The organism is Methylophilus sp. Q8 (assembly GCF_000800115.1).
GTDB lineage: Bacteria > Pseudomonadota > Gammaproteobacteria > Burkholderiales > Methylophilaceae > Methylophilus.
This window is the reverse complement of sequence record NZ_JUHE01000001.1, coordinates 2,300,621-2,320,014: the sequence shown is the minus strand read 5'-3', so window position 1 is coordinate 2,320,014 and position 19,394 is coordinate 2,300,621. Positions and strand designations below refer to the sequence as shown.

Annotated in this window: 22 protein-coding genes; 2 read left to right on the top strand and 20 right to left on the bottom strand. The window is 50.9% G+C overall.

The features are described 5' to 3' along the window. Window positions 1-18: 18 nt before the first annotated feature. The 13 genes from fliR to fliF all read right to left on the bottom strand — a co-directional run bounded on the left by fliR (window position 19) and on the right by fliF (window position 11,665). Window positions 19-786: a flagellar biosynthetic protein FliR gene (gene fliR / locus GQ52_RS11020; protein ID WP_019882537.1), complete on the bottom strand. Its 768-nt coding sequence runs from the start codon at window positions 784-786 to the stop codon at window positions 19-21. Window positions 787-798: 12 nt separating this feature from the next. Beyond that, window positions 799-1,068 (bottom strand): flagellar biosynthesis protein FliQ, encoded by a 270-nt coding sequence (gene fliQ, locus GQ52_RS11015; RefSeq protein WP_019882538.1) that lies wholly within the window; start codon window positions 1,066-1,068, stop codon window positions 799-801. Window positions 1,069-1,112: 44 nt separating this feature from the next. Continuing rightward, entirely contained in the window at window positions 1,113-1,880 is a 768-nt protein-coding gene (fliP, locus tag GQ52_RS11010; protein WP_047517679.1) for a flagellar type III secretion system pore protein FliP, read from the bottom strand. Window positions 1,881-1,993: 113 nt separating this feature from the next. Beyond that, on the bottom strand, window positions 1,994-2,494 hold the full coding sequence (gene fliO / locus GQ52_RS11005) for a flagellar biosynthetic protein FliO (RefSeq protein ID WP_047517676.1): 501 nt from the start codon (window positions 2,492-2,494) through the stop codon (window positions 1,994-1,996). A 34-nt stretch (window positions 2,495-2,528) separates the two neighbouring features. After that, entirely contained in the window at window positions 2,529-3,014 is a 486-nt protein-coding gene (gene fliN, locus GQ52_RS11000) for a flagellar motor switch protein FliN (RefSeq protein WP_019882541.1), read from the bottom strand. Next, complete coding sequence (gene fliM / locus GQ52_RS10995; protein WP_047517673.1) at window positions 3,014-4,015, bottom strand: flagellar motor switch protein FliM; 1,002 nt, start codon at window positions 4,013-4,015, stop codon at window positions 3,014-3,016. The genes fliN and fliM overlap by 1 nt, the downstream gene beginning before the upstream one ends. Window positions 4,016-4,048: 33 nt before the next feature. Next, window positions 4,049-4,639 (bottom strand): flagellar basal body-associated FliL family protein, encoded by a 591-nt coding sequence (locus tag GQ52_RS10990; protein WP_019882543.1) that lies wholly within the window; start codon window positions 4,637-4,639, stop codon window positions 4,049-4,051. Between the two features lie 146 nt (window positions 4,640-4,785). Further along, entirely contained in the window at window positions 4,786-6,186 is a 1,401-nt protein-coding gene (locus GQ52_RS10985) for a flagellar hook-length control protein FliK (RefSeq protein WP_047517671.1), read from the bottom strand. 25 nt (window positions 6,187-6,211) lie between these two features. Continuing rightward, window positions 6,212-6,658, bottom strand: coding sequence for a flagellar export protein FliJ (gene fliJ, locus GQ52_RS10980; RefSeq protein WP_047517669.1), 447 nt, complete (start codon window positions 6,656-6,658; stop codon window positions 6,212-6,214). 18 nt (window positions 6,659-6,676) lie between these two features. Further along, a complete protein-coding gene (gene fliI / locus GQ52_RS10975) occupies window positions 6,677-8,119 on the bottom strand; it encodes a flagellar protein export ATPase FliI (RefSeq protein WP_200884081.1) in 1,443 nt (480 codons plus the stop codon). Between the two features lie 137 nt (window positions 8,120-8,256). Continuing rightward, window positions 8,257-8,925: a flagellar assembly protein FliH gene (locus GQ52_RS10970; protein WP_019882547.1), complete on the bottom strand. Its 669-nt coding sequence runs from the start codon at window positions 8,923-8,925 to the stop codon at window positions 8,257-8,259. Window positions 8,926-8,950: 25 nt separating this feature from the next. Continuing rightward, window positions 8,951-9,949 (bottom strand): flagellar motor switch protein FliG, encoded by a 999-nt coding sequence (fliG, locus tag GQ52_RS10965; protein ID WP_024931105.1) that lies wholly within the window; start codon window positions 9,947-9,949, stop codon window positions 8,951-8,953. Between the two features lie 3 nt (window positions 9,950-9,952). Next, on the bottom strand, window positions 9,953-11,665 hold the full coding sequence (fliF, locus tag GQ52_RS10960; RefSeq protein WP_047517664.1) for a flagellar basal-body MS-ring/collar protein FliF: 1,713 nt from the start codon (window positions 11,663-11,665) through the stop codon (window positions 9,953-9,955). Between the two features lie 266 nt (window positions 11,666-11,931). On the opposite strand from fliF, the gene fliE reads away from it, so the two are divergent. Continuing rightward, window positions 11,932-12,297 carry a flagellar hook-basal body complex protein FliE gene (gene fliE, locus GQ52_RS10955; protein ID WP_019882550.1) on the top strand — a complete coding sequence of 122 codons (366 nt, stop codon included), beginning with the start codon at window positions 11,932-11,934 and terminating at the stop codon, window positions 12,295-12,297. A gap of 24 nt (window positions 12,298-12,321) precedes the next feature. Here the strand turns inward: fliE and GQ52_RS10950 are convergent, their stop codons facing one another. The 7 genes from GQ52_RS10950 to GQ52_RS10920 all read right to left on the bottom strand — a co-directional run bounded on the left by GQ52_RS10950 (window position 12,322) and on the right by GQ52_RS10920 (window position 17,585). Further along, the gene (locus GQ52_RS10950) at window positions 12,322-12,612 is read right to left on the bottom strand and encodes an EscU/YscU/HrcU family type III secretion system export apparatus switch protein (protein ID WP_019882551.1); all 291 of its coding nucleotides are present in this window, start codon (window positions 12,610-12,612) and stop codon (window positions 12,322-12,324) included. Beyond that, window positions 12,599-13,738: a flagellar hook-length control protein FliK gene (locus tag GQ52_RS10945; RefSeq protein ID WP_047517661.1), complete on the bottom strand. Its 1,140-nt coding sequence runs from the start codon at window positions 13,736-13,738 to the stop codon at window positions 12,599-12,601. The genes GQ52_RS10950 and GQ52_RS10945 overlap by 14 nt, the downstream gene beginning before the upstream one ends. Beyond that, window positions 13,739-14,071, bottom strand: coding sequence for a flagellar protein FliT (locus GQ52_RS10940; protein ID WP_019882553.1), 333 nt, complete (start codon window positions 14,069-14,071; stop codon window positions 13,739-13,741). A 1-nt stretch (window position 14,072) separates the two neighbouring features. Further along, window positions 14,073-14,576, bottom strand: coding sequence for a flagellar export chaperone FliS (fliS, locus tag GQ52_RS10935; protein WP_024931101.1), 504 nt, complete (start codon window positions 14,574-14,576; stop codon window positions 14,073-14,075). 81 nt (window positions 14,577-14,657) lie between these two features. Continuing rightward, a complete protein-coding gene (fliD, locus tag GQ52_RS10930) occupies window positions 14,658-16,337 on the bottom strand; it encodes a flagellar filament capping protein FliD (protein ID WP_024931100.1) in 1,680 nt (559 codons plus the stop codon). A 33-nt stretch (window positions 16,338-16,370) separates the two neighbouring features. Further along, entirely contained in the window at window positions 16,371-16,715 is a 345-nt protein-coding gene (locus GQ52_RS10925) for a flagellar protein FlaG (protein WP_019882556.1), read from the bottom strand. Between the two features lie 72 nt (window positions 16,716-16,787). Further along, entirely contained in the window at window positions 16,788-17,585 is a 798-nt protein-coding gene (locus tag GQ52_RS10920; protein ID WP_024931098.1) for a flagellin, read from the bottom strand. A 491-nt stretch (window positions 17,586-18,076) separates the two neighbouring features. Here GQ52_RS10920 and aepX point away from each other — a divergent pair, with 491 nt between their 5' ends. Beyond that, window positions 18,077-19,375, top strand: coding sequence for a phosphoenolpyruvate mutase (gene aepX, locus GQ52_RS10915; RefSeq protein ID WP_019882558.1), 1,299 nt, complete (start codon window positions 18,077-18,079; stop codon window positions 19,373-19,375). Window positions 19,376-19,394 lie beyond the last annotated feature (19 nt).

Below are 19,394 nucleotides of genomic sequence, written 5' to 3'. Positions count from 1 at the left end.
CACACAGGCCTGGCACGGCTAGCGCAGTACCTGCAACATCAGTTGCTGCGCATCGACCAGCCAGCGGCTGACGGGGCTGACCAGAGAAGGCAGGCTTAATAATGTCATCAAAAAGCCGACTGAAATCGTAATTGGGAAACCAATACCGAAAATATTGAATTGCGGTGCTGCCTTGGTTAACACGCCCAAGGCCATGTTGGTAATCAGCAGACTGGCAACCACCGGCAATGACAGCAACAAGCCTTGTGAAAAAATATGGCCGCCTAGGCTTGCAATGGCTTGGCTATTCAACTGCCAGTGCTCCATCCCTATCGGCATGGTTTCAAAACTTTGCAGCATGACCGCGACCACAATTAAATGACCGTCCAGACTCAAAAACACCAACAGCGCCAGCATGGTCAGAAACTGGCCGACGGCAATCGTTTGGCCATGTGCCTGCGGATCATAAAAACTGGCAAAGCCTAGCCCCATACTCATCCCCATCATAAAGCCGGCCATTTCGACTGCTGTAAACAGCAGCCGCATGACAAAGCCCATGCTGATACCAATCAGAAACTGGGCCAGTAATGACAATAAGCCTTGCCAGGAAAGCACTTCAATGGGCGGCACCTGAATCGCAGGCACAATGGCCAGCGTAACCACAAAGCCAATAGCCAGTTTGATGCGTTTGGGAATAGCTGGATGGCTGAACAGCGGAACGACAGTGAGGCAGCCTAGTACCCGTGTGAGTGGCCACAGTAGCTGAACAATCCACAATTGCAGATCTGAAGCATGGATGGTCAGCATGTGATCAGGCGCTTAGTTCACCAATTGCGGAATCATAGTGAAAATATGGTGCATATAATCCACCATGGTCATCAGCATCCAGTGGCCTGCCAGTAACAGCACCGCCATGACGCCCACCAGCTTGGGGATAAACGACAAGGTTTGTTCGTTGATTTGCGTGGCAGCCTGAAAAATACTCACAATCAAGCCGATCATCAGCGCAGTGCCCAACACCGGCGCGGCCACCATCAATGTGGTTTGCATCGCTTCACTGCCTATGGTCAATACCTGCTCCGGACTCATGGTTTACTCCTGAAAATGAATGTGTGCCTATTTAAATCAAAAGGTTAAATCACAAAGCTTTGCGCCAGCGAGCCGATGATCAGTTGCCAGCCGTCAACCAGTACAAACAGCATGAGCTTAAACGGCAGCGACACAATTGCCGGTGATACCATCATCATGCCCATGGCCATCAAGATACTGGCCACCACCATATCGATAATCAAAAACGGGATATAAATGGCAAAGCCGATCTGGAAGGCTGTTTTGAGCTCACTGGTCATAAAAGCAGGCACCAGTATCCTCAGTGGTACTTCTTCCGGCGTTTGAATCGCTTCCGTGTGTGCCATATTGGCAAACATGGCCAGGTCATTCTCGCGCGTTTGTTTGAGCATAAAGCCTTTGAGTGGCAACACGCCGCGCTCTAACGCTTCCTGCATGGTGATTTTGCTTTCAGACAAAGGCTGGTAAGCGTCGGTATAAATCTTGTCGAACACCGGACCCATAACAAAAAAGGTAATAAACAGTGCCAGACCAATCAATACCTGGTTGGAAGGAGCAGACTGGGTACCCAATGCCTGACGCAGTAAAGACAATACGATCACGATGCGCGTAAAGCCGGTCATCATCAACATCGCGGCCGGGATAAACGTCAACGAGGTAAGTAAAATCAGGGTTTGCAGGCTCAGTGTATAGTCCTGGCCACCGCCTGCTCCAGGGCTGACTGTACCAATCGGCAATCCGCCAGCCGCGCACGACAGTAGCGGGAAACCAAGCAGCAAGCCGACCGGCAGCCACAAGGACAATATAGACTTTAACACTGAAAAAACACGCATGTGTATGGCACCCGAAACTTGCTTGCAACTGCGCATGGCAGACACAAGGCTATCAATAAGTTAGGGCTATAGTACGCCCGACCAGGCTAAATCAAAGGTCGGAAATGAGCGACTCAAGGCTTGTTTTTGAGGGATTTGACTGTTTGCTGCAATGTCTCTTGCATGGCTTGTTGCAAACGCACCGCAAAAGAAGCTTGTGGATCAATACCAGAAGCCGGGGGCTGAGCAGCACTTGCGCCCTCTTCCCCTGAGGATTCCGTCGCAGGTGGGGCGACTTCGCCGAGGGCCGTCATTTGGCCTGCATTGATGCCCACTACCAGCCAGCGGCCAGCCACTTCAAGCACGACCACACGCTCCCTGGGGCTTAGCTGTAAACCACCTACTTGTTTGATCACACCGCGTTGAGCCATGGTTTGCCCAGGCATCACGCGCCGTAACAACCAGGCAATCGCTGCGATCACCAGCAAGACAATCACCGTGCCATACACCATACGGCCCAGGCTATCACTCGCACTCGGTGCTGCTGCGACAGTCGCCGCAGGCACAACGGCCCACGCCACGCCGGTAACCAGACTGCTAAACAAGGCGATCAACAACTGGCGGATAATTTTCATGACGCTCTAAATAAAAAGGGATTCAAAAAAACCATTAACGATTCAGTTTGCGAATACGCTCGGCCGGGGTAATGATATCGGTTAAGCGAATACCAAACTTGTCATTCACCACCACCACCTCACCTTGGGCAATCAGGCAGCCATTGACCAGTACATCCATCGGTTCACCCGCCATGCCGTCCAGTTCAACCACAGAGCCTTGCGCCAGTTGCAACAGGTTCTTGATCGAAATTTTGGTGCGGCCTAGCTCAACGGTCAACTGTACCGGAATATCCAGAATGAAGTCGATATCATTCTGCGTGCCTTCCAGTTTATTGTTGCTGCTAAACTCGTTAAAGACAGCCGTCTTGCTGGTTGGCTCCTGCAACGCCGAAGACTCAGCCTGGGTTTGCTCAGCCAAGGCTGCTCCCCAGTCATCTTCCGCAATCGTCTGCACATCACCGGGGTCAGACACTCCCATGGCAGCCATCGCTGCATTCATATCATCATCTGCACTATTAGTGGCGGGATCCATAGCCATTATGACTCTCCTTGCAATTGCTCCTGACTACCGTCAGCGCGAATTAACTTTTCAACCTTGAGGGCGTACTGCCCGTTAAATACTCCATAACGACACTCCATGACCGGAATGTTGTCAATTTGTCCTTCGATGCTGTCACTGATATTAATCGGGATCACATCGCCTTCTTTCAGCTCCAGCAAGTCTGCCACCGTCAATTTACGCGTGGCCAGATTAGCGACAATCTCGACTTCTGCGGCTTGAATTTGCTGCGTCATCAATTTGACCCAACGCTTATCGCCGCCCAGGTTTTCACCTTGTAATGGAGAGGTCAGCAGGTCTTTAATCGGCTCGACCATGGAATACGGCACGCAAAAATGCATTTCACCGCTATTCGGGCCCAGCTCAATATTGAAGGTAATGGCCACCACCACCTCATTCGGCGTGGCGATGTTGGCAAACTGCGTATTCATTTCTGAACGCAGGTACTCAAACTTGATCGGATATACCGGTGCCCAAGCCTTTTCATACGATTCGAACATGATGCCCAGGATGCGCTGGATAATGCGCTGTTCGGTCGCGGTAAAATCACGGCCTTCGACGCGGGTGTGAAAGCGGCCATCGCCGCCAAACATATTGTCCACCACCAAAAACACCAAGGTAGGATCTATCACGAGCACACCGGTGCCGCGTAAGGGACTAATGTGAATCAGGTTGAGGTTGGTAGGCACCACCAGGTTACGGATAAAGTCGGTATATTTGATAATCCTGACTGGCCCGACCGAGACTTCAACGGTGCGGCGCAGGAAGTTGAACAGCTCAACACGCAATAAACGCGCATAGCGCTCATTAATCATTTCCAGCGTGGCCATGCGGCCGCGCACGATCCGTTCTTGCGTGGCAAGGTTGTAGTTACGAACGCTAACATCGTCTTTACCAGACGATTCACTCTCGTCATCGCCGTCTACGCCTTTGAGCAGCGCATCAATTTCGTCTTGTGATAAAAACTTGTCAGCTGACATGATGACTCACTTTAAACTACTGGGCTCATAACATTACTGAATCACGAACGAGGTAAATAATACCTGTGTGACTTTCAGTGGCTTACCGTGTGCAGCGAGCGGTTTTTTCAGTTCAACCAGCAACTCTTGACTCAGTTGTGCTTTGCCTTCCGGTGTAGAAATATCGGAAGCTTTTTTGCTGGTGAGCAATAACAGTACGCGGTTACGCAAGGCAGGCATCTGTGCTTTCATTTTTTCTGCCAGCTCAGCGCCTTTCACTTCCATGGTCAAATCGAGCTGCAGGAACTTGTCATCCGGGTCTGGTAACAAATTCACCGTAAATGTTTCAAATGGCACATAAGTCAAAGCCGTTTTCGGATCAGCATGACCACCAGACTCTTCTGGCGCTTCCTCTTCCGCAGACTCCTCGCTAATTGCTTCGCCCTCAGCATCTTCGGCGTGCTCAGCCTTATCGCCCGCCTTGCCTTTTGCCTGATGCGCTTCTGGTTTCTTCATCAAAAAGAATGCGGCAGCACCGCCACCGGCAGCTAATGCCAGCACGACGGCCAATATCAGAATGAGTTTTTTCTTGGATTTTGGCGCCGCTTCTGCGGCACCAGCTGCTTTCGCCGGTTCTTGAGCCATGACACAAACCTTTCTTACATTAAACCTAGAGTGTTTATGGTGTCATTATGCGCAAAACAGCGCGCTGGAGATTGACGGATAAAAGGGTTAAATCAGCGTTTAATCGAAATTTATACCTACTGGCAGGCAGATTGCCTGCCCGCAGTTTAAACAAAGGTGTCAACCAGGCCACGTGCGACCGTGGTTTTAATGGCTTGAGGCGCAAGCACAGCGTCCGTTTCGCCTGCTGTGCCTGATGACTGACCACCTTGGCGTGACGTTTGTTGCTCAAAATGCTGTTGCGCCTGCTGACCATCACCAACAAAGGTTTGGCCCAACTGCAAGCCTTGTGACTGCATGCGCTCACGCAAATCCTGCATACCATCTTCCAATGCCTGACGGACCAGCGGGTTATCAGTAATAAAGCTGGTATTCACAGACTGGTTATCCACTTTCAGCACGACTTGAATGGGACCCAAGTCGGGTGGTGACAAGGTCAGGCTGGCCACATCGTCGCCACTGCCTACCATATTCATCACATGCTGGTTCATGGCGGTTTGCCAGCGCTCATTGCCAAACGGCGCCGCAATTTGCGACATCGCCACAGAGCTGCTTTGCGCCACACCAGCCGCATTCAGCCATGTGCTATTGGATAAGGCTTGCGCCGCTGGCTGCTGTGGTAAATTCAATATATCGGCTTGTGCATCCGCCCCACGCATCTCATTAAAAGCCTGCGTTGTACGTCCTGCTTCGCCTGTCGCCTCTGCCATTAATTTAGCATTGACCAAGGTTTCAGAAATACCAGGTGACTCTTTAGCCGTTTCAGCCTGTGCATTGCCAGCCAGCAATTGTTTGAAATCGGCGGCCTGATCATCCTGCTCTACATTCACAGCAGGCCCGGTCGGTATCTGTGCAAGTGTGGTTTTAGCCGTTGCCTCAGTTTCCAGTGGCAAAGCCAAGGCATTGCCATCAACAGCAGGCAATTGCTCGCTATCTACTGTCACGCTAGCACCATCGGTACTCAATTCAGCTTTAGGCTGGCTATCGGTTTGTGCTGTGGTTGGACGCATGGCAATCATGGTTTGCATCCACGGCGAAATGCCTGGTGGCAGTTGATCATTCGCGGCCAGGTCTGCCAATAAACGTTTTTTGCGCTCTTGCGCTGTTTCAATCACGTCGGCAGGGTCTTTTGTATTGCTGGTCGTTGCGGACGCAGCAGTCTCTTCAGTGCTGGCTGCTGCTTCAGCACTCGTATGTTCGTCGCTGCTATCAGCCGCGGTCTTTTGTGGACTGTCTTCTGACTTGACCGTATTGTTTGGTGCAGCAGGCGCTTTTTCTGCTGTCGCGGATTTTGTCGGCTCAGGTTTAGGTGCATCTACCTTATCAGCCGTCGCCTTATTGGCAGTTGGGATCACAGGCTTGCTACTTTGCTGCATTTGCTTGCGCAACGCCTGTGCAAACTCATCAGAACCATTGCTCTGTGCGTCTTGTGACACCTGATTGGGCGATGCTGTTTTCACGGCATCGGCCCCCATATTCAGTAAAGTTGCGGAATTCAAAAACGCCATATGACTCTCCCGGTCAACATTTGTTTTACAGACGCATGCGCTTGGCACGGCTTGCAAACTCATCCATCAGTTTCTGATCACGCTTGCCCTCTGCTTTTGCTTGCATCGTTGCTGCTCGCGTCATCAGAACTTCAAAGGACTTTTGTTTGCGCTGTTTTTCCTGCAATAGCTGTCGTTTTTGCAGGACATTCGCCTGACATTGTTCGATTTGAGCATTTTGACTGCGCACGGCCAATTCCAATTGCGAGAAAAAGCCCTGAAAATTGCGGTATAAATCGGCTTTGAGGCCTTTTTGTGATGCCAACTGCCATTGCTGCTCATACTCTTGCTGATATTGTTCCAGCATGGTGCGCTGCTGTTGTGCCTGTTCAAGCAGTTGCATGGCTTGCGCCAGGTCTTGCATGGCAGCGTCCACCTCGTCTGTCGCCAGTTGAATCAGCAGTGTCAGCGTTTGTGTCGACTGTTTGGCCATAACGTATTAAAGATTGCCTCAAGAAATGGTTTGCGCCAACTGCTGCAAACAGGCTTGCATATAGGCACTTTCATCAATGTCCTGCTGCAAAAATGCATTGATCTGGTCACGCTTTTTAATCGCCACATCCAGCATAGGATCAGAGCCTGGCTGGTAAGCGCCAACGGCAATCAGATCCTGGTTACGCAAATAACGCGAATATAACTGCTTGAGCAAACGTGCGGCCTGCTGGTGCTCTTTACTGGTGATATTGTGCATGGCACGGCTGATCGACTGTTCAATATCAATCGCCGGATAATGCCCGCTCTCAGCCAGGGTACGGTTAAGCACGATATGGCCATCGAGAATGGCACGTGCAGAATCAGCAATCGGATCCTGCTGGTCATCCCCTTCGGTCAGCACGGTATAAAAAGCGGTAATTGAGCCCTCGCCCCTGGCGCCGTTACCGGTACGCTCAACCAGCGCGGGTAATTTGGCAAACACTGAAGGTGGGTAGCCTTTGGTCGCTGGTGGCTCACCAATCGCCAAGGCGATTTCACGTTGCGCCATGGCATAGCGTGTCAGTGAATCCATGATTAACAATACGTTTTTGCCTTGCTGGCGAAAACGCTCGGCAATCGCAGTGGCGTAATTGGCCCCTTGCAAACGCATCAGTGCCGAAACGTCTGCCGGGGCAGCCACCACCACTGAGCGTGCCAGGCCTTCTGGCCCTAAAATCTGTTCAATAAACTCTTGTACTTCGCGGCCCCGCTCACCAATCAGGCCAACCACAATCACATCGGCGGTGGTATAACGCGCCATCATGCCCAGCAATACGCTTTTACCCACACCAGAACCCGCAAACAGGCCCAGGCGTTGCCCGCGACCAACGGTTAACATGGCATTGATTGCACGTACGCCTACATCCAGCGTATCTTCAATCGGTGCGCGCATCAGTGGGTTAATCACACGCCCACTTAACGGCGCCATGACTTCAGTGGAGATCGGGCCCAGGTTATCCAGCGGATTACCCGCAGCATCGACCACGCGGCCGAGCAAACCATCGCCTACCGGAAAATGACGTGCACGGTCTTGTGCACGACGGCGTGGCGGGCGACCAAATTGCGGTTTAGGCAAGGTCTCGGTGACTTCCATACTGAATACTTTGGCGCCAGGCACGACACCATCAACGGCTGACTGTGGCATTAACAGCAAGTTTTCGCCATCAAAACCGACGACTTCGGCTTCAACGCGGCCGCCATCTTGCAGCGGAATAAAACAGGCGCCGCCAATCGGCATTTTGATACCGGTTGCAACCATGATCAGGCCGGTGACTTTGACGATACGTCCAGCCACTTCCAGTGGTTCAACCAAATGAATCAGTTCTCTACAGTCTTTAAGGTAACTTTGCCAACGCTCGTTATGCACATTGGGTGGCAAGTCCTGTTCGGCAGGCGCGGCAATTTCTGCCTGGTCTGCCATGACATTGGCATCTGCGGTTGGCGTCACATCCGCATCATTAACCAAGTCTTCTGCCAACACTGGGCTGGCATCTACGGCGGTATTAGGGTCTGTCATGCTTGCATCAATCACAATCGCTGCTCAATAGGCTGCACACATTATTCATTGCTAGCGACAGGTTTATGCCAGTCATCCACGCGTGACAAGCCTTGCACCAGGCGTTTCCAGCGCATTTCATTGCTGGCATCAATCTGGTTTTCTGCGGTTTCCACCAGGCAGCCACCACGCTCAATCTGGCTATCCTCAACCAGTTGCCAGCCTTGTTCTTTCAGTTGCTCACCAATATGGGCACGCAGTACTTTGGCATCTTCATGATGCACGATCAACCTGGCAGGCTGTTTGACTTGAGGCAAGTAATGCATGGCATCGAGTACCACAGGAATCACCGCTTGCGGATCCACCTGCAATTTGGTTTTCATCATGGCTTTTGCCAGGTCCAGCGCCAGGCTCAACACAGACTCGGCCACGCTGACATCCTGCATGGCCAATGCCTGCTGAAAGCTGGCGGCCATTTGCGACAATTGCTGGCGCTCTGTGTCAATTTGCGACTGGGCGTGTGTCATACCATCGCCGTAACCGGTTTTAAAGCCCTCTTCATAAGCCTCTTGCCTGACCTGCTTCAGAATCTGGCTGACCGTACGTGCATTTTCCTCGGCCTGCTCGCGTTCACGTTTAACACGCTCACTGGAGATGGAATCATCAAAGCTGGCCATCTCCCAGCGTTGATAGGCGCTCATTTGTTCTTTTGGAATTGCAGAAGCTACCATGAGACACTTTCCTTATATCATGCGTTTATAGATATTGCTCACTGTCGCCTTTGCCAGCCAGCATGATCTGACCTTCATCTGACAAGCGACGGATAATTTGCAATATTTGTTTCTGCTGGCCTTCAACTTCTGACAGCTTGACTGGCCCACGGCTTTCCAGGTCTTCACGCATCATGTCAGCCGCACGCGACGACATATTGCGGAAGAATTTTTCTTTCATTTCATCTGAGGTGCCTTTCAGGGCCACGATCAGCATGTCTGACTGTACTTCACGCAGCAGCACCTGAATGCCTCTGTCATCGATCTCCATGATGTTGTCAAACACAAACATCTGATCCATGATTTGCTGCGCCATATTGTCATCGTAGCTTTTAAGGCCATCCATCAGTTTGGCCTCATGTTCGCCACTAATGTAGTTCATGATCTCGGCAGCGGTTTTGACGCCACCGATCGCCTGCCGCTTAATGTTGTCATTACCGGCCAGCATTTTCAGCATGCCTTCATTCAACTCTCTCAACGCAGTCGGTTTGATACTGTCCAGCGTCGCAATACGCAAAATCACGTCCTGGCGCAAACGCTCGGTAAAATGCCCTAAAATTTCTGCGGACTGTTCTGCCTCCAGATGAGACAAAATGGTGGCAATAATCTGTGGATGCTCGTTCTTGATAAAGTCCGCCACACTAAAGGCATCCATCCACTTCAGGCTTTCTATGCCCGCCGCATCTTGTGATTGCGGAATACGGTTCAGCAAGTTGGAGGCTTTGTCATCACCAAAAGCTTTGATCAGCACCGAGCGGATATAGCTGTCCGAATCGAGACCGAAATCGCTGCTGCTAGCAAAGTCCAGCATGAACTTTTCCAGCACCTGCTCAACCTCTTCGCGTGGTACTGGCTTCATCGACGCCATGACAATCCCTAGGCGCTGCACCTCTTTCGGTGACAAATGCTTCATCACTTCAGCCGCCTCGTCTTCACCGAGCGCCAGCATCAAGATTGCACTTCTGGTTAATCCCTGGTCACTCATGCACTACTTCTCCGCGGAGGTCCAGCTGGACACAACATTAGCCACCATACGTGGGTTATCTTTCGCTACCTGTTTTGCCGCTTGCAGGGTCTGGTCCAGACCACCCGGTAATGCTGTCGCATCACCACTCAAGGTCACCAAGGTATCATCCCCTTCTGCACCGGTGGCGCCTGCAATAGGCAGTCCGTCAGGGCCGGTCAGTGCGGCCGCACCTGCAGCCAGCGCTTGCTCTTTCTTGTCAGCACCGGTCAGTTTGTTGGCCATTGGTTTGAGCAGTTTTTTGTAAACCATCATCAACACAATCACCCCTGCCAGAAAACGCAAGGCATCTTTACCATACTCAATCACCAGTGGATCTTTCCACAATGGTGGCTCCACCAGCTTGTCCTGTGCTTCGGCAATAAACGGGGTGTTGACGACAGAAATCGTATCACCACGCTCTTTGTTAAAGCCCATGGCTTGCATGGCGAGGTCACTCACTTGCTGCTTCTCGGCATTGCTCAAGGCACGATAAGTCGTTTTACCAGTGCTATCAACCACAGGGATATGATTCACCACCACCGCAACGTGCAGGCGCTTGATACCGCCTTTAGCTTGCTGGATGTAGCTGACTGTTTTATCCAGCTCGTAGTTGGTCGTGTTATCTTTTTGGGTATTTTGTGGTGGTGCTGGTGCAGCAGCAGGCGGCGCATTTTCACCAGGCGCTTGCGCACCCGGGGCATTAATCGGTGCAGTAGACTCACCTGGTGGCTGGTTAGACAAAGCACCAGGTACTGCGCCATTACTGCCGCTGGCATTTTGTGACTCATGGCTTTGCGCACTGCGAATCGCCATATCATCAGGTTTGGTATTGGGTTTGTATGACTCGTTGGCTTGTTCAGTCATAGAGAAATCAATCTCTGCACTGGTTTCGGCGTGCACATTCTTGGCACCAACGATAGGGGTAATAATCGACTCCACGCGGCGGGCAATGCTGCTCTGCATATTTTCCACGTAAGCCATTTGCTCCGGATCCAGGCCGTTTTGTTTGACCTTGTTGGTCGTGTCAGACAACAAATTACCGTTCTGGTCGACCACAGTCACATGGTCTGCAGACAAGTTAGGGACGCTACTAGCGACCAGATGAACCACCGCTGCGACTTGCTGACCGTCAAGACGACGACCATTATGCAGGTTTAATAACACCGAGGCCGTTGGGTATTGTTGCTCGCGCACGAATACGCTTGGTTTTGGAATCGCTAAATGGATACGGGCGGCCTGCACAGCAGAAATGGACTGGATACTACGTTCGAGCTCGCCTTCCAGGCCACGCTGGAAGTTGACTTGCTCCACAAACTGCGACACACCAAACTTCTGGTTTTCCAGTAATTCGAAGCCGATATTGCCGCCTTTTGGCAAGCCTTGTGCGGCTAATTTCAAACGCACCTGATGCACCTGGTCAGCAGGGACCAAAATCGCATTGCCGCCTTCAGCAAACTGATAAGGGACACTTAACTTGTCGAGCTCAGCGACAATGGCGCCACCATCTTTGTCGGCAAAGTTGGAGAACAAGACGCGGTAATCCGGCTTCTGACTCCACAGCCAGAACACAATCATCACGGCAACCACGGCCGCAATACCTGCGACCAATAGCAGCTTCTGTCCGAGTTGACCAAACATATTCGGTGTACCGTTGGACTCACCAGTTGATGTAAGTAAGGCAGCGTCAGCAGCCATCTGAACCTCCATGTTTACTACCGCAGGCTTTCTGAATTTAGCGCCCGATCCGGGTTGGCTGACTCAAAAACACCTTTTTGAACTCGAATGCGTTTTAAGGACACACTCACATGGATCACATTATGCGCTTACTGTTTATTTTCAAATTGGCAAATAAGACGGATTAATGTTGCCTATTTTACAAAGCACCCGGTAGCACAGAATGCTAAAGTGTCTACCATGACAATTAAGGGCTTAATCTGCCCAGACGATGAAAGGAGCCCACCATGAACGCAGGCGGTATTGATGCACAACGCATCTCGTCCATGCTGGCACAATTGCGTGCTGCCGCTCAAAAACCTGAAGGTTTGGGTAGCGCGGCCATCGCAAATCCAGTGCAGAAAACCAATGCAGCGGCCCCGACCAGCCAGGTCAGCTTTAGCGATGCATTGAAAGCCTCACTGGACCAGGTCAACAATATGCAACTGCAATCAGAAAAACTGGGGCAGGACTTTGCCATGGGTAATGACAATGTCAGCCTGTCTGATGTCATGATTTCTGGCCAGAAAGCCAATATCGCTTTCCAGGCCACGGTGCAGGTGCGTAATAAACTGGTCACCGCCTACCAGGACATGATGAACATGCAAGTCTAAAACGGCATATCCTGCATCAACTGCCTACACAGCAGGCGGCTCCCGCGTTTCCCCCTGCTCTAATTGATATAACCATGCCAGGATCTCGGCGATCGCCTGATACAACTGCGGCGGAATATGGGCATCCAGTTCTACCTGCATCAACAGGCTCAACAAGGCCTGCGACTCATGCACATACACCTCATGTTCTTTCGCCAGCGCAATAATGCGCTCAGCCAGTAAACCATTGCCTTTGGCAACCACGCGTGGCGCCAGATCACCGGCTTCATAAGCCAGGGCGACAGCAGACTGTGTATACAGTTTATCCTGCTGCATACTGCCGCCTGTCTTGCGCCGTGTCATCCTGGCTAATCTGTAAAGACTCCAGTTTTAAACCCGCAGACTGCAAACTCATGGCCAACTGACTACGACCAGACTGCATCTCTTTCAAAGCCTTGGCATCTTCCGGTTCAACACGTACGCTGAAACGTCCGTTAACCATGGTGATCTTGACTGACACCTCACCCAGGCGCGGCAAATGCAAGGTCAGGTCGCTCTGCAAACTGTTCAACACCGGCTCGTCTGACGAATGGGCCGAGTTCTCCTGCTCATTCACTTGCCATTGCATGGTTTGCCCTGGCCACACCTCGCCATGCCACACGACGCGCTGCTGTTCCAGCACCTGTAACTGTTGCGCGACCATCTCGGGCGGCACCAGGCCGGGTTTGTTTTGTGGCTCCTGCAATAACTGGTGCCAGGGCCGGCTTCCCAGTGTCGCCTCTTTCAGGTGCGACTCATAAAACAGGCCAGAGCTATCCAGCGCATGTTTCAGGTCTTGTGCCAGTACTTGTGGTTTTTGCGGGCTATGACTGACCACGGTTTGCGCTTGCAAAGCAGTGGTTTGTTGCTGAAATTCAGAAGAGCTTAGCCAGCGTTGCAAATGCTTGGCCGGGCTACTTAGCTCAACCAGGCTGGCTTGGCCAGCCGCTGTTTTCACCATGTCCTGCAGATGTTCGCCATGATCGGACTGTGACATATCTGTCAGCAAGGCGGTCTCAGCCAAGTGTGCTGTGCCGGTGTTGGCCTGGCTATTGCCTGGCTGCACACCCCATTTCACTTGCGGCAGGATCTCTTTGCCTGCACCTTGCTGCGCCAGGCCCATAAACTGCATATGCAGGGTTTGCTGTTGTGCCAGGTGGGCAGGCAACTGCATCTGTACCGTTGTTGGTGCTTGATTAGGAAGTTGGATTTGAACCTTGAACTGTGCCAGTTCTGAGGCTTTGGCGGCCCCTGTTTCTTTTTGCAGAATCAGGCCGGTAAACTGCATGCCAGGCCGCATGCGCTCCCATAAAGGGGCTTCAGACTGCGTGCCTTCGACCGGCATGATCGAAGAAACTGCACGCAAGCTCTCTGTTTCACTCGCGATAATACGTTGTGAGAGAACTTGCGGAATCGGTAACATCTATATCACGTCCGGGGGGATGCGCGCATGTAATTGCGCATCAAAGATCATATCGGTGATGCGGTGCATCACCGGATAGAGCAAATTCCTGATTTCACCATCATCAGCCAAAATCTTCTGCACCAAGGCCTGTTTACGGGCATTGAGTTCTGGTGTCAGTGCCTGAGACTCCAGACGCATGGTTTGCTCCAGGCTTTTGACCACTTCGAGTTTAAGCATATAGGACTGCTCCAGCTCGGTGACTTTTTCCCAGGCATCCTTGCGTGCCGCAATCAACATCTGCTCCATCAGTTTTGCGGCAGATTCGTAAGTATTAATCAGTGCTTGTGACATCTTAGGCTCCGGCAGTGGCCAAACGGTTAACTTGCCCCATCTGTTGCAATTCATTTGTTTTCTGGGCGACCATCTGGCCCAAAGACATATCCGCTTGCACTGGACGCGCCATGGCTGACTTTTCCAGTGTTTCCCACGCGCTCTTTAATTCCATCAGTAAATGTTGAATTTCTTGTACTTTTTTCGCATCCTGACGCACGCTGGCTTCCATCAGCGTACGTGTCATGTATTGATAAAGCTGGTCCAGATTTTGCGCAATGTTGCCACCGGCACGCTTGTCCAGGCAGGCACGTAAGCCGCTATCGACGATAGTCACTGCTTGTGTCAGGTACTCGCCTTTTTTTGCAATATCGTGCTGTGCCATCGCTTGCTGGGCATGAATGCAGGCTGAAATTGCACCGTCATACAGCATAACGATCAGTTTCAACGGGCTGGCATCCACCACACCGGTTTCCAACCCTACGCTTGCATAAGCATTAACACCTAATTTTTTCATCCCGAACATTTTTGACTCCTGAATTCTGCTTTAAAGCGTATGGTTTACGATAATTTGCCAGCCGCTCGCTACAGACATCTACCGCTTCAACTAACTGTTAGCGCTAATCGCGGCCAGTTGTGAAGTCAGGTTACTGCTGGTGCTCTGTAAGCTACTGAGCAGTGCATCCAGTTTTGCGTACTGGGCGCGGTAACGTGCTTCAATTGCAGGCAGCTTGGCACTTATATCATCGGCCTTTTTGTTCAAATCTTTAATGGAACTTGAAATACCATCTGTTTTTGTGGTCAATGCGCCTTCGCTATCCAGCCAGCCGTCCAGCAAGCTGCTGAGCTCCCCTGCCAGGCCCTTGCTGAAGGTCACCGTGCCACGACTGCCTGTCGCAGTACCTGTGACGCTCAATTGCAGGCCATAACTGGCATTACCGCTGGCGCCAGTCAGAATAGAGCCGGTCGTAATCGCCGTCACACCATTGATCGTGCCGTTGGCATTCACCCCATTACCGCCTAATTGCGTGATATTCACCGCATAGGTACCCGAGGCCGTGTCATCCTTGCTACTGACAAAAGTCACTTGCGGATCGGTGGACGTCGCCGATGGTGAAAACAGCTTTGCCACATCACTAACGTTATTGGTGACAGCTTTTTGCAATTTAGTGCTATCCAGCGACAAGGACCCATCAGAACCCATGGTGACCCCAATGTCGGTCAACGTTTTATAGGTTGTGGCAGTGGGCGAGGATGCGGACAACATGGATTTCAATTTGACCATGATGTTGCGTGCCGTCGAATCACCGAGTAAGGCCCCATTGGAGCTAGACCCTGCCGATACGAACTTGGTCAGGTTGCGCATGCTAGTATTCAATGCGTTATAAGCATCGACAAAGCTTTGTACCGAGGCTTGTATCGTATCGGTATCGGTGCTGACACTTAGCGTATTGCTGGCCGAAGTGACCGACTTCAACGTCAGAGTCACCCCCTGGATTACATCAGACACCGTATTGCTGGATTTACTGATGCTCATGCCATCCACGGTCAGCAAGGCATTCTTCGCCGCCGTCATTTGCGTCATATTATTGCTGCTGGCCAAGGGGTCGTAGGCTAATGCAGACAGCCCGCCAGTATCCGTATTGTTACCATCATCATCTGCCACCGATATTTTGAGGCTATTCACCTCGCCGGTGTCTTTAGACGTAATCACCAGGCGATTACCGGTCCCATCATTGACAATAGAAGCCGAGACAGACGCATTTTTTGCATTGATCGCATCACGGATACCTGCCAGCGTATTGTTGCTGCTGGTGATATCGATGGTGATATCGGACTTATCGCCATTGGCTGTAAATGAAGCAGGCGTCGCGCCAGCTGCTGCCGTATAGGTACCAAAAGAGATCGTAATTTTGCCGGTGCCGACGATGTCGGTGGCACTGCTGTAAGCCGAAGTGGCCAGTTTTTGTGAAGTCGCCAGCTGGCTGACCGTCACATTGTAGTTACCGAGAACGGCTGTGCCATTCGCAGTTGCGCTGATACTGGTGCTGTCACTGGCGGTGACGGCTTGCGCATTAAACTTGGCTGCGGTAGCCAGTTTATCAACGGCCGTTTGAAAAGTGCTTAAGCCGCTTTTCAGCGTGCTGTACGCGGAGAGCTTGGTATTGTAAGACGATATTTTGGTTTTAATATCGGTAATGGGTTGCTGTTCCGCCTGCATCTGCGCCGTGACTAATGAGTCAATAGGCAGGCCAGATGCGCCAGTAGAGGATACAATCGATGCCATTTCTTAATCTCCCAACCGAATTAAAACGCAATATCAGGCTGTCTGTCGTACCACCAGCCCGCGTAATTTATCCAGCGTTTTACTGATGGCCAACACCTCTTCATTGGGAATTTGGCGTAATACCTTTTGTGTTTCGGTATCCACCACTTTCACAATGATGCGGTCGCTGTCATCATCGATAGAAAACTCTATCGTTTGTAACGCTGGTGCTACATACTCATTTAACTTTTTGACTGCACCGCTAATCGCAGCTTTGTCATTCACATCGGCCGTCACTTTATCCGCAGCTGATTCAGCATATTTCACCAGTTTCAAGCTACTGGCTGCCTGTACACCCTGCAAACTGCCACCTACACCATTTATAGATGAGTCACTCATGATGTTGCTCCTTTTACCTAGGCCAAATCCACAGGGTCTAGGCCTGTGGATTTAGCGTTACCGTGTGATGTATTAACCTCTCAGCAATGTCATCACTTGGTTAGGCAACTGGTTCGCTTGAGCCAGCATCGCAGTACCAGCTTGTTGCAGAATCTGTGCACGTGTCATCTTGGCTGTTTCTGAAGCGAAGTCAGCATCAGTGATACGTGACTTGGCAGCAGACATGTTCTCAGACGCTACGCCCAGGTTGCTTACTACTGAAGCAAAACGGTTTTGGTAAGCACCCAATGTCGCACGGCTAGTGTTTACAGCAGTCAATTGTGCGTCAATCGCAGTAATCGCATCTGATGCAGCATCTGCTGAAGACAGGGAACCAGACAGAGAAGCCGCTGAAACAGAAGACACACTAATGGTATCGCCACTGTCTGCACCAATCTGGAAGTTGTAACCTGCACCGAATGCTGCCTGGCCGTTAAACTTGGTCGCTGTACTCAAGCGAGTCAATTCTGACTTCAGTTGAGAAAATTCTGTATCCAGGTTTGCACGGTCACCAGAGCTGTAAGAACCGTTGGCTGCCTGTACAGCCAGTTCACGCATACGTTGTAATGAGTCAGTTGCGCTGCTCAAACCACCTTCTGCAGTTTGCAAGAAAGAGATCGCATCGTTAGCGTTACGTGTTGCAACATCCATACCGCGAACTTGTGAGTCCATACGTGTTGCAATCGCCATACCAGCCGCATCATCTTTAGCGCTGTTAATACGCAGACCAGAAGACAAGCGTTGAATAGAAGTATTCAGGCTGCTTTGTGAAGCGTTTAAGTTACGTTGTGCATTCAAGGATGCCAAGTTGGTGTTAATTACTGAAGCCATGTTAAATCTCCTTTAGAGTCGTATACCCAGTTAAGTGTCAAATCGTCATGTTACTTTCAACGTTGATCGCTATTTACCACTTAATGTTTGCTATCTAGCGTTGTTAGTTGTGTTATCGACCGCTTACGAAATTTCTTTAATACTTCTTGCAAATTTCTTTTTTCGATCAATCATGCACTTGAAACTATTTACGACCCCTCCACCAAAATCTTTAGCCTTCTATCAAGAACTGCACAAAATTGTTTATACCAATCTATTTTATAAAAAGATGTGCCGTGACCATTAACCGAGCTAAATAGAGAATCTGTCTTAATTCTGCTTTTAAAGCACAGCTGTTTTCCACCCCTTCCATGACCGCTGTATCACACAAGATATAAGGCCGGTTTTCCGCGTTTATCTGCAAATCATTCTTAGGCATTGCCAACGATAATCAGGCTATCCAATTCGCATACCTTATATAAGGTATCCAAAAGACTACGAAGGAGTTTTGCATGGCATCCGTTTATGTAGGTATGACCGTAGACATTCTGCACCATGGCCATATCAATATTATTGAGCAGGCCAGAAAGTACGGCGACGTCACCATCGGCCTGTTATCAGACGCAGCGGTTGCAGACCATAAACGCCTGCCCTATCTGACGTATGAGCAACGCAAACAGATCGTCGAGAATATTCGCGGCGTGGTCAATGTGGTGCCGCAAGAAGAATGGGACTATGCGCCCAACCTGCTCAAATACAAACCAGACATCATGGTGCATGGCGACGACTGGCTGGAAGGCCCGCTGGTGCCCTACCGTGACCGTGCACGTGCCGCATTGGCCGAGTATGGCGGCCACCTGATCGAGATTCCTTATACACGTGGCGTGTCTTCGAATGAAATGCTCGGCCAGATCCAGGCCCTGGGTACCACGCCGGATATCCGCCGCCGTACCTTGAAGAGATTGCTGACGGTGAAACCGATTTCACGTTTTATTGAGGCGCATAATCCGATCTCCGCCCTCATTGCCGAACATGTGACGGCGCAACGTAATGGCAAAACCTGCCAGTTCGACGGTTTCTGGTCTAGCTCACTGACCGACTCTACCGCCCGCGGCAAACCCGATATTGAAGCGGTTGAGATCAACAGCCGCCTGTCTAATATTAATGACATCTTTGATGTCACCACCAAACCTTTAATTATGGATGCCGACACCGGCGGCAAACTGGAGCACTTTGAACTCAATGTGCGCAGCATGGAACGCCTGGGTATTTCCGCCACCATTATTGAAGACAAAATTGGTTTAAAAAAGAATTCCTTATTTGGCAATGAAGTGCCGCAATTGCAGGACGAGATTGAGCCTTTCTGCGAAAAAATCATGGCAGGCCGCGCCGCACGTGTGAGTGATGACTTTATGGTGATTGCGCGTATTGAAAGCCTGATCCTAGAAAAAGGCATTGCTGATGCAGTTAAACGCGCACAAGCTTACGTAGGCGCGGGCGTCGATGGCATCATGATCCACAGCCGCCAGAAAGCACCGGACGAAGTGTTTGAGTTTGCCAAAATTTTCAAATCCGAATTCCCAACCATTCCCTTAGTCTGCGTCCCCACCAGTTACAACAAAGTGACTGAGGAAGAACTGGCCGCACACGGCTTTAACCTGGTGATTTATGCCAACCATATGATGCGTGCCGCCTATCCGGCCATGCAGAATGCCGCCATGGAAATCCTCAAAAATGGCAGGACCGCAGAAATCGAAGCCAGCCTGATGTCAATTAACGATGTGCTGGAACTGATTCCAGGCACTAAATAACCGTAACCAGATAAGCGGA

Coding starts and splice junctions, on each gene's coding strand:
- fliD (WP_024931100.1), bottom strand. CDS start 16,337: ATGGCATCGATTGTATCCTCTACTGGCGCATCTGGCCTGCCTATTGAC.
- GQ52_RS10950 (WP_019882551.1), bottom strand. CDS start 12,612: ATGCAGCAGGATAAACTGTATACACAGTCTGCTGTCGCCCTGGCTTAT.
- GQ52_RS10920 (WP_024931098.1), bottom strand. CDS start 17,585: ATGGCTTCAGTAATTAACACCAACTTGGCATCCTTGAATGCACAACGT.
- GQ52_RS10990 (WP_019882543.1), bottom strand. CDS start 4,639: ATGGCTCAAGAACCGGCGAAAGCAGCTGGTGCCGCAGAAGCGGCGCCA.
- GQ52_RS10985 (WP_047517671.1), bottom strand. CDS start 6,186: ATGGCGTTTTTGAATTCCGCAACTTTACTGAATATGGGGGCCGATGCC.
- fliM (WP_047517673.1), bottom strand. CDS start 4,015: ATGTCAGCTGACAAGTTTTTATCACAAGACGAAATTGATGCGCTGCTC.
- fliR (WP_019882537.1), bottom strand. CDS start 786: ATGCTGACCATCCATGCTTCAGATCTGCAATTGTGGATTGTTCAGCTA.
- GQ52_RS10945 (WP_047517661.1), bottom strand. CDS start 13,738: ATGTTACCGATTCCGCAAGTTCTCTCACAACGTATTATCGCGAGTGAA.
- fliJ (WP_047517669.1), bottom strand. CDS start 6,658: ATGGCCAAACAGTCGACACAAACGCTGACACTGCTGATTCAACTGGCG.
- fliG (WP_024931105.1), bottom strand. CDS start 9,949: ATGAGTGACCAGGGATTAACCAGAAGTGCAATCTTGATGCTGGCGCTC.
- GQ52_RS10925 (WP_019882556.1), bottom strand. CDS start 16,715: ATGAGTGACTCATCTATAAATGGTGTAGGTGGCAGTTTGCAGGGTGTA.
- GQ52_RS10970 (WP_019882547.1), bottom strand. CDS start 8,925: ATGGTAGCTTCTGCAATTCCAAAAGAACAAATGAGCGCCTATCAACGC.
- fliQ (WP_019882538.1), bottom strand. CDS start 1,068: ATGAGTCCGGAGCAGGTATTGACCATAGGCAGTGAAGCGATGCAAACC.
- fliN (WP_019882541.1), bottom strand. CDS start 3,014: ATGGCTATGGATCCCGCCACTAATAGTGCAGATGATGATATGAATGCA.
- fliI (WP_200884081.1), bottom strand. CDS start 8,119: ATGGCAGACCAGGCAGAAATTGCCGCGCCTGCCGAACAGGACTTGCCA.
- fliO (WP_047517676.1), bottom strand. CDS start 2,494: ATGAAAATTATCCGCCAGTTGTTGATCGCCTTGTTTAGCAGTCTGGTT.
- fliE (WP_019882550.1), top strand. CDS start 11,932: ATGAACGCAGGCGGTATTGATGCACAACGCATCTCGTCCATGCTGGCA.
- fliP (WP_047517679.1), bottom strand. CDS start 1,880: ATGCGTGTTTTTTCAGTGTTAAAGTCTATATTGTCCTTGTGGCTGCCG.
- aepX (WP_019882558.1), top strand. CDS start 18,077: ATGGCATCCGTTTATGTAGGTATGACCGTAGACATTCTGCACCATGGC.
- GQ52_RS10940 (WP_019882553.1), bottom strand. CDS start 14,071: ATGTCACAAGCACTGATTAATACTTACGAATCTGCCGCAAAACTGATG.
- fliF (WP_047517664.1), bottom strand. CDS start 11,665: ATGGCTGCTGACGCTGCCTTACTTACATCAACTGGTGAGTCCAACGGT.
- fliS (WP_024931101.1), bottom strand. CDS start 14,576: ATGTTCGGGATGAAAAAATTAGGTGTTAATGCTTATGCAAGCGTAGGG.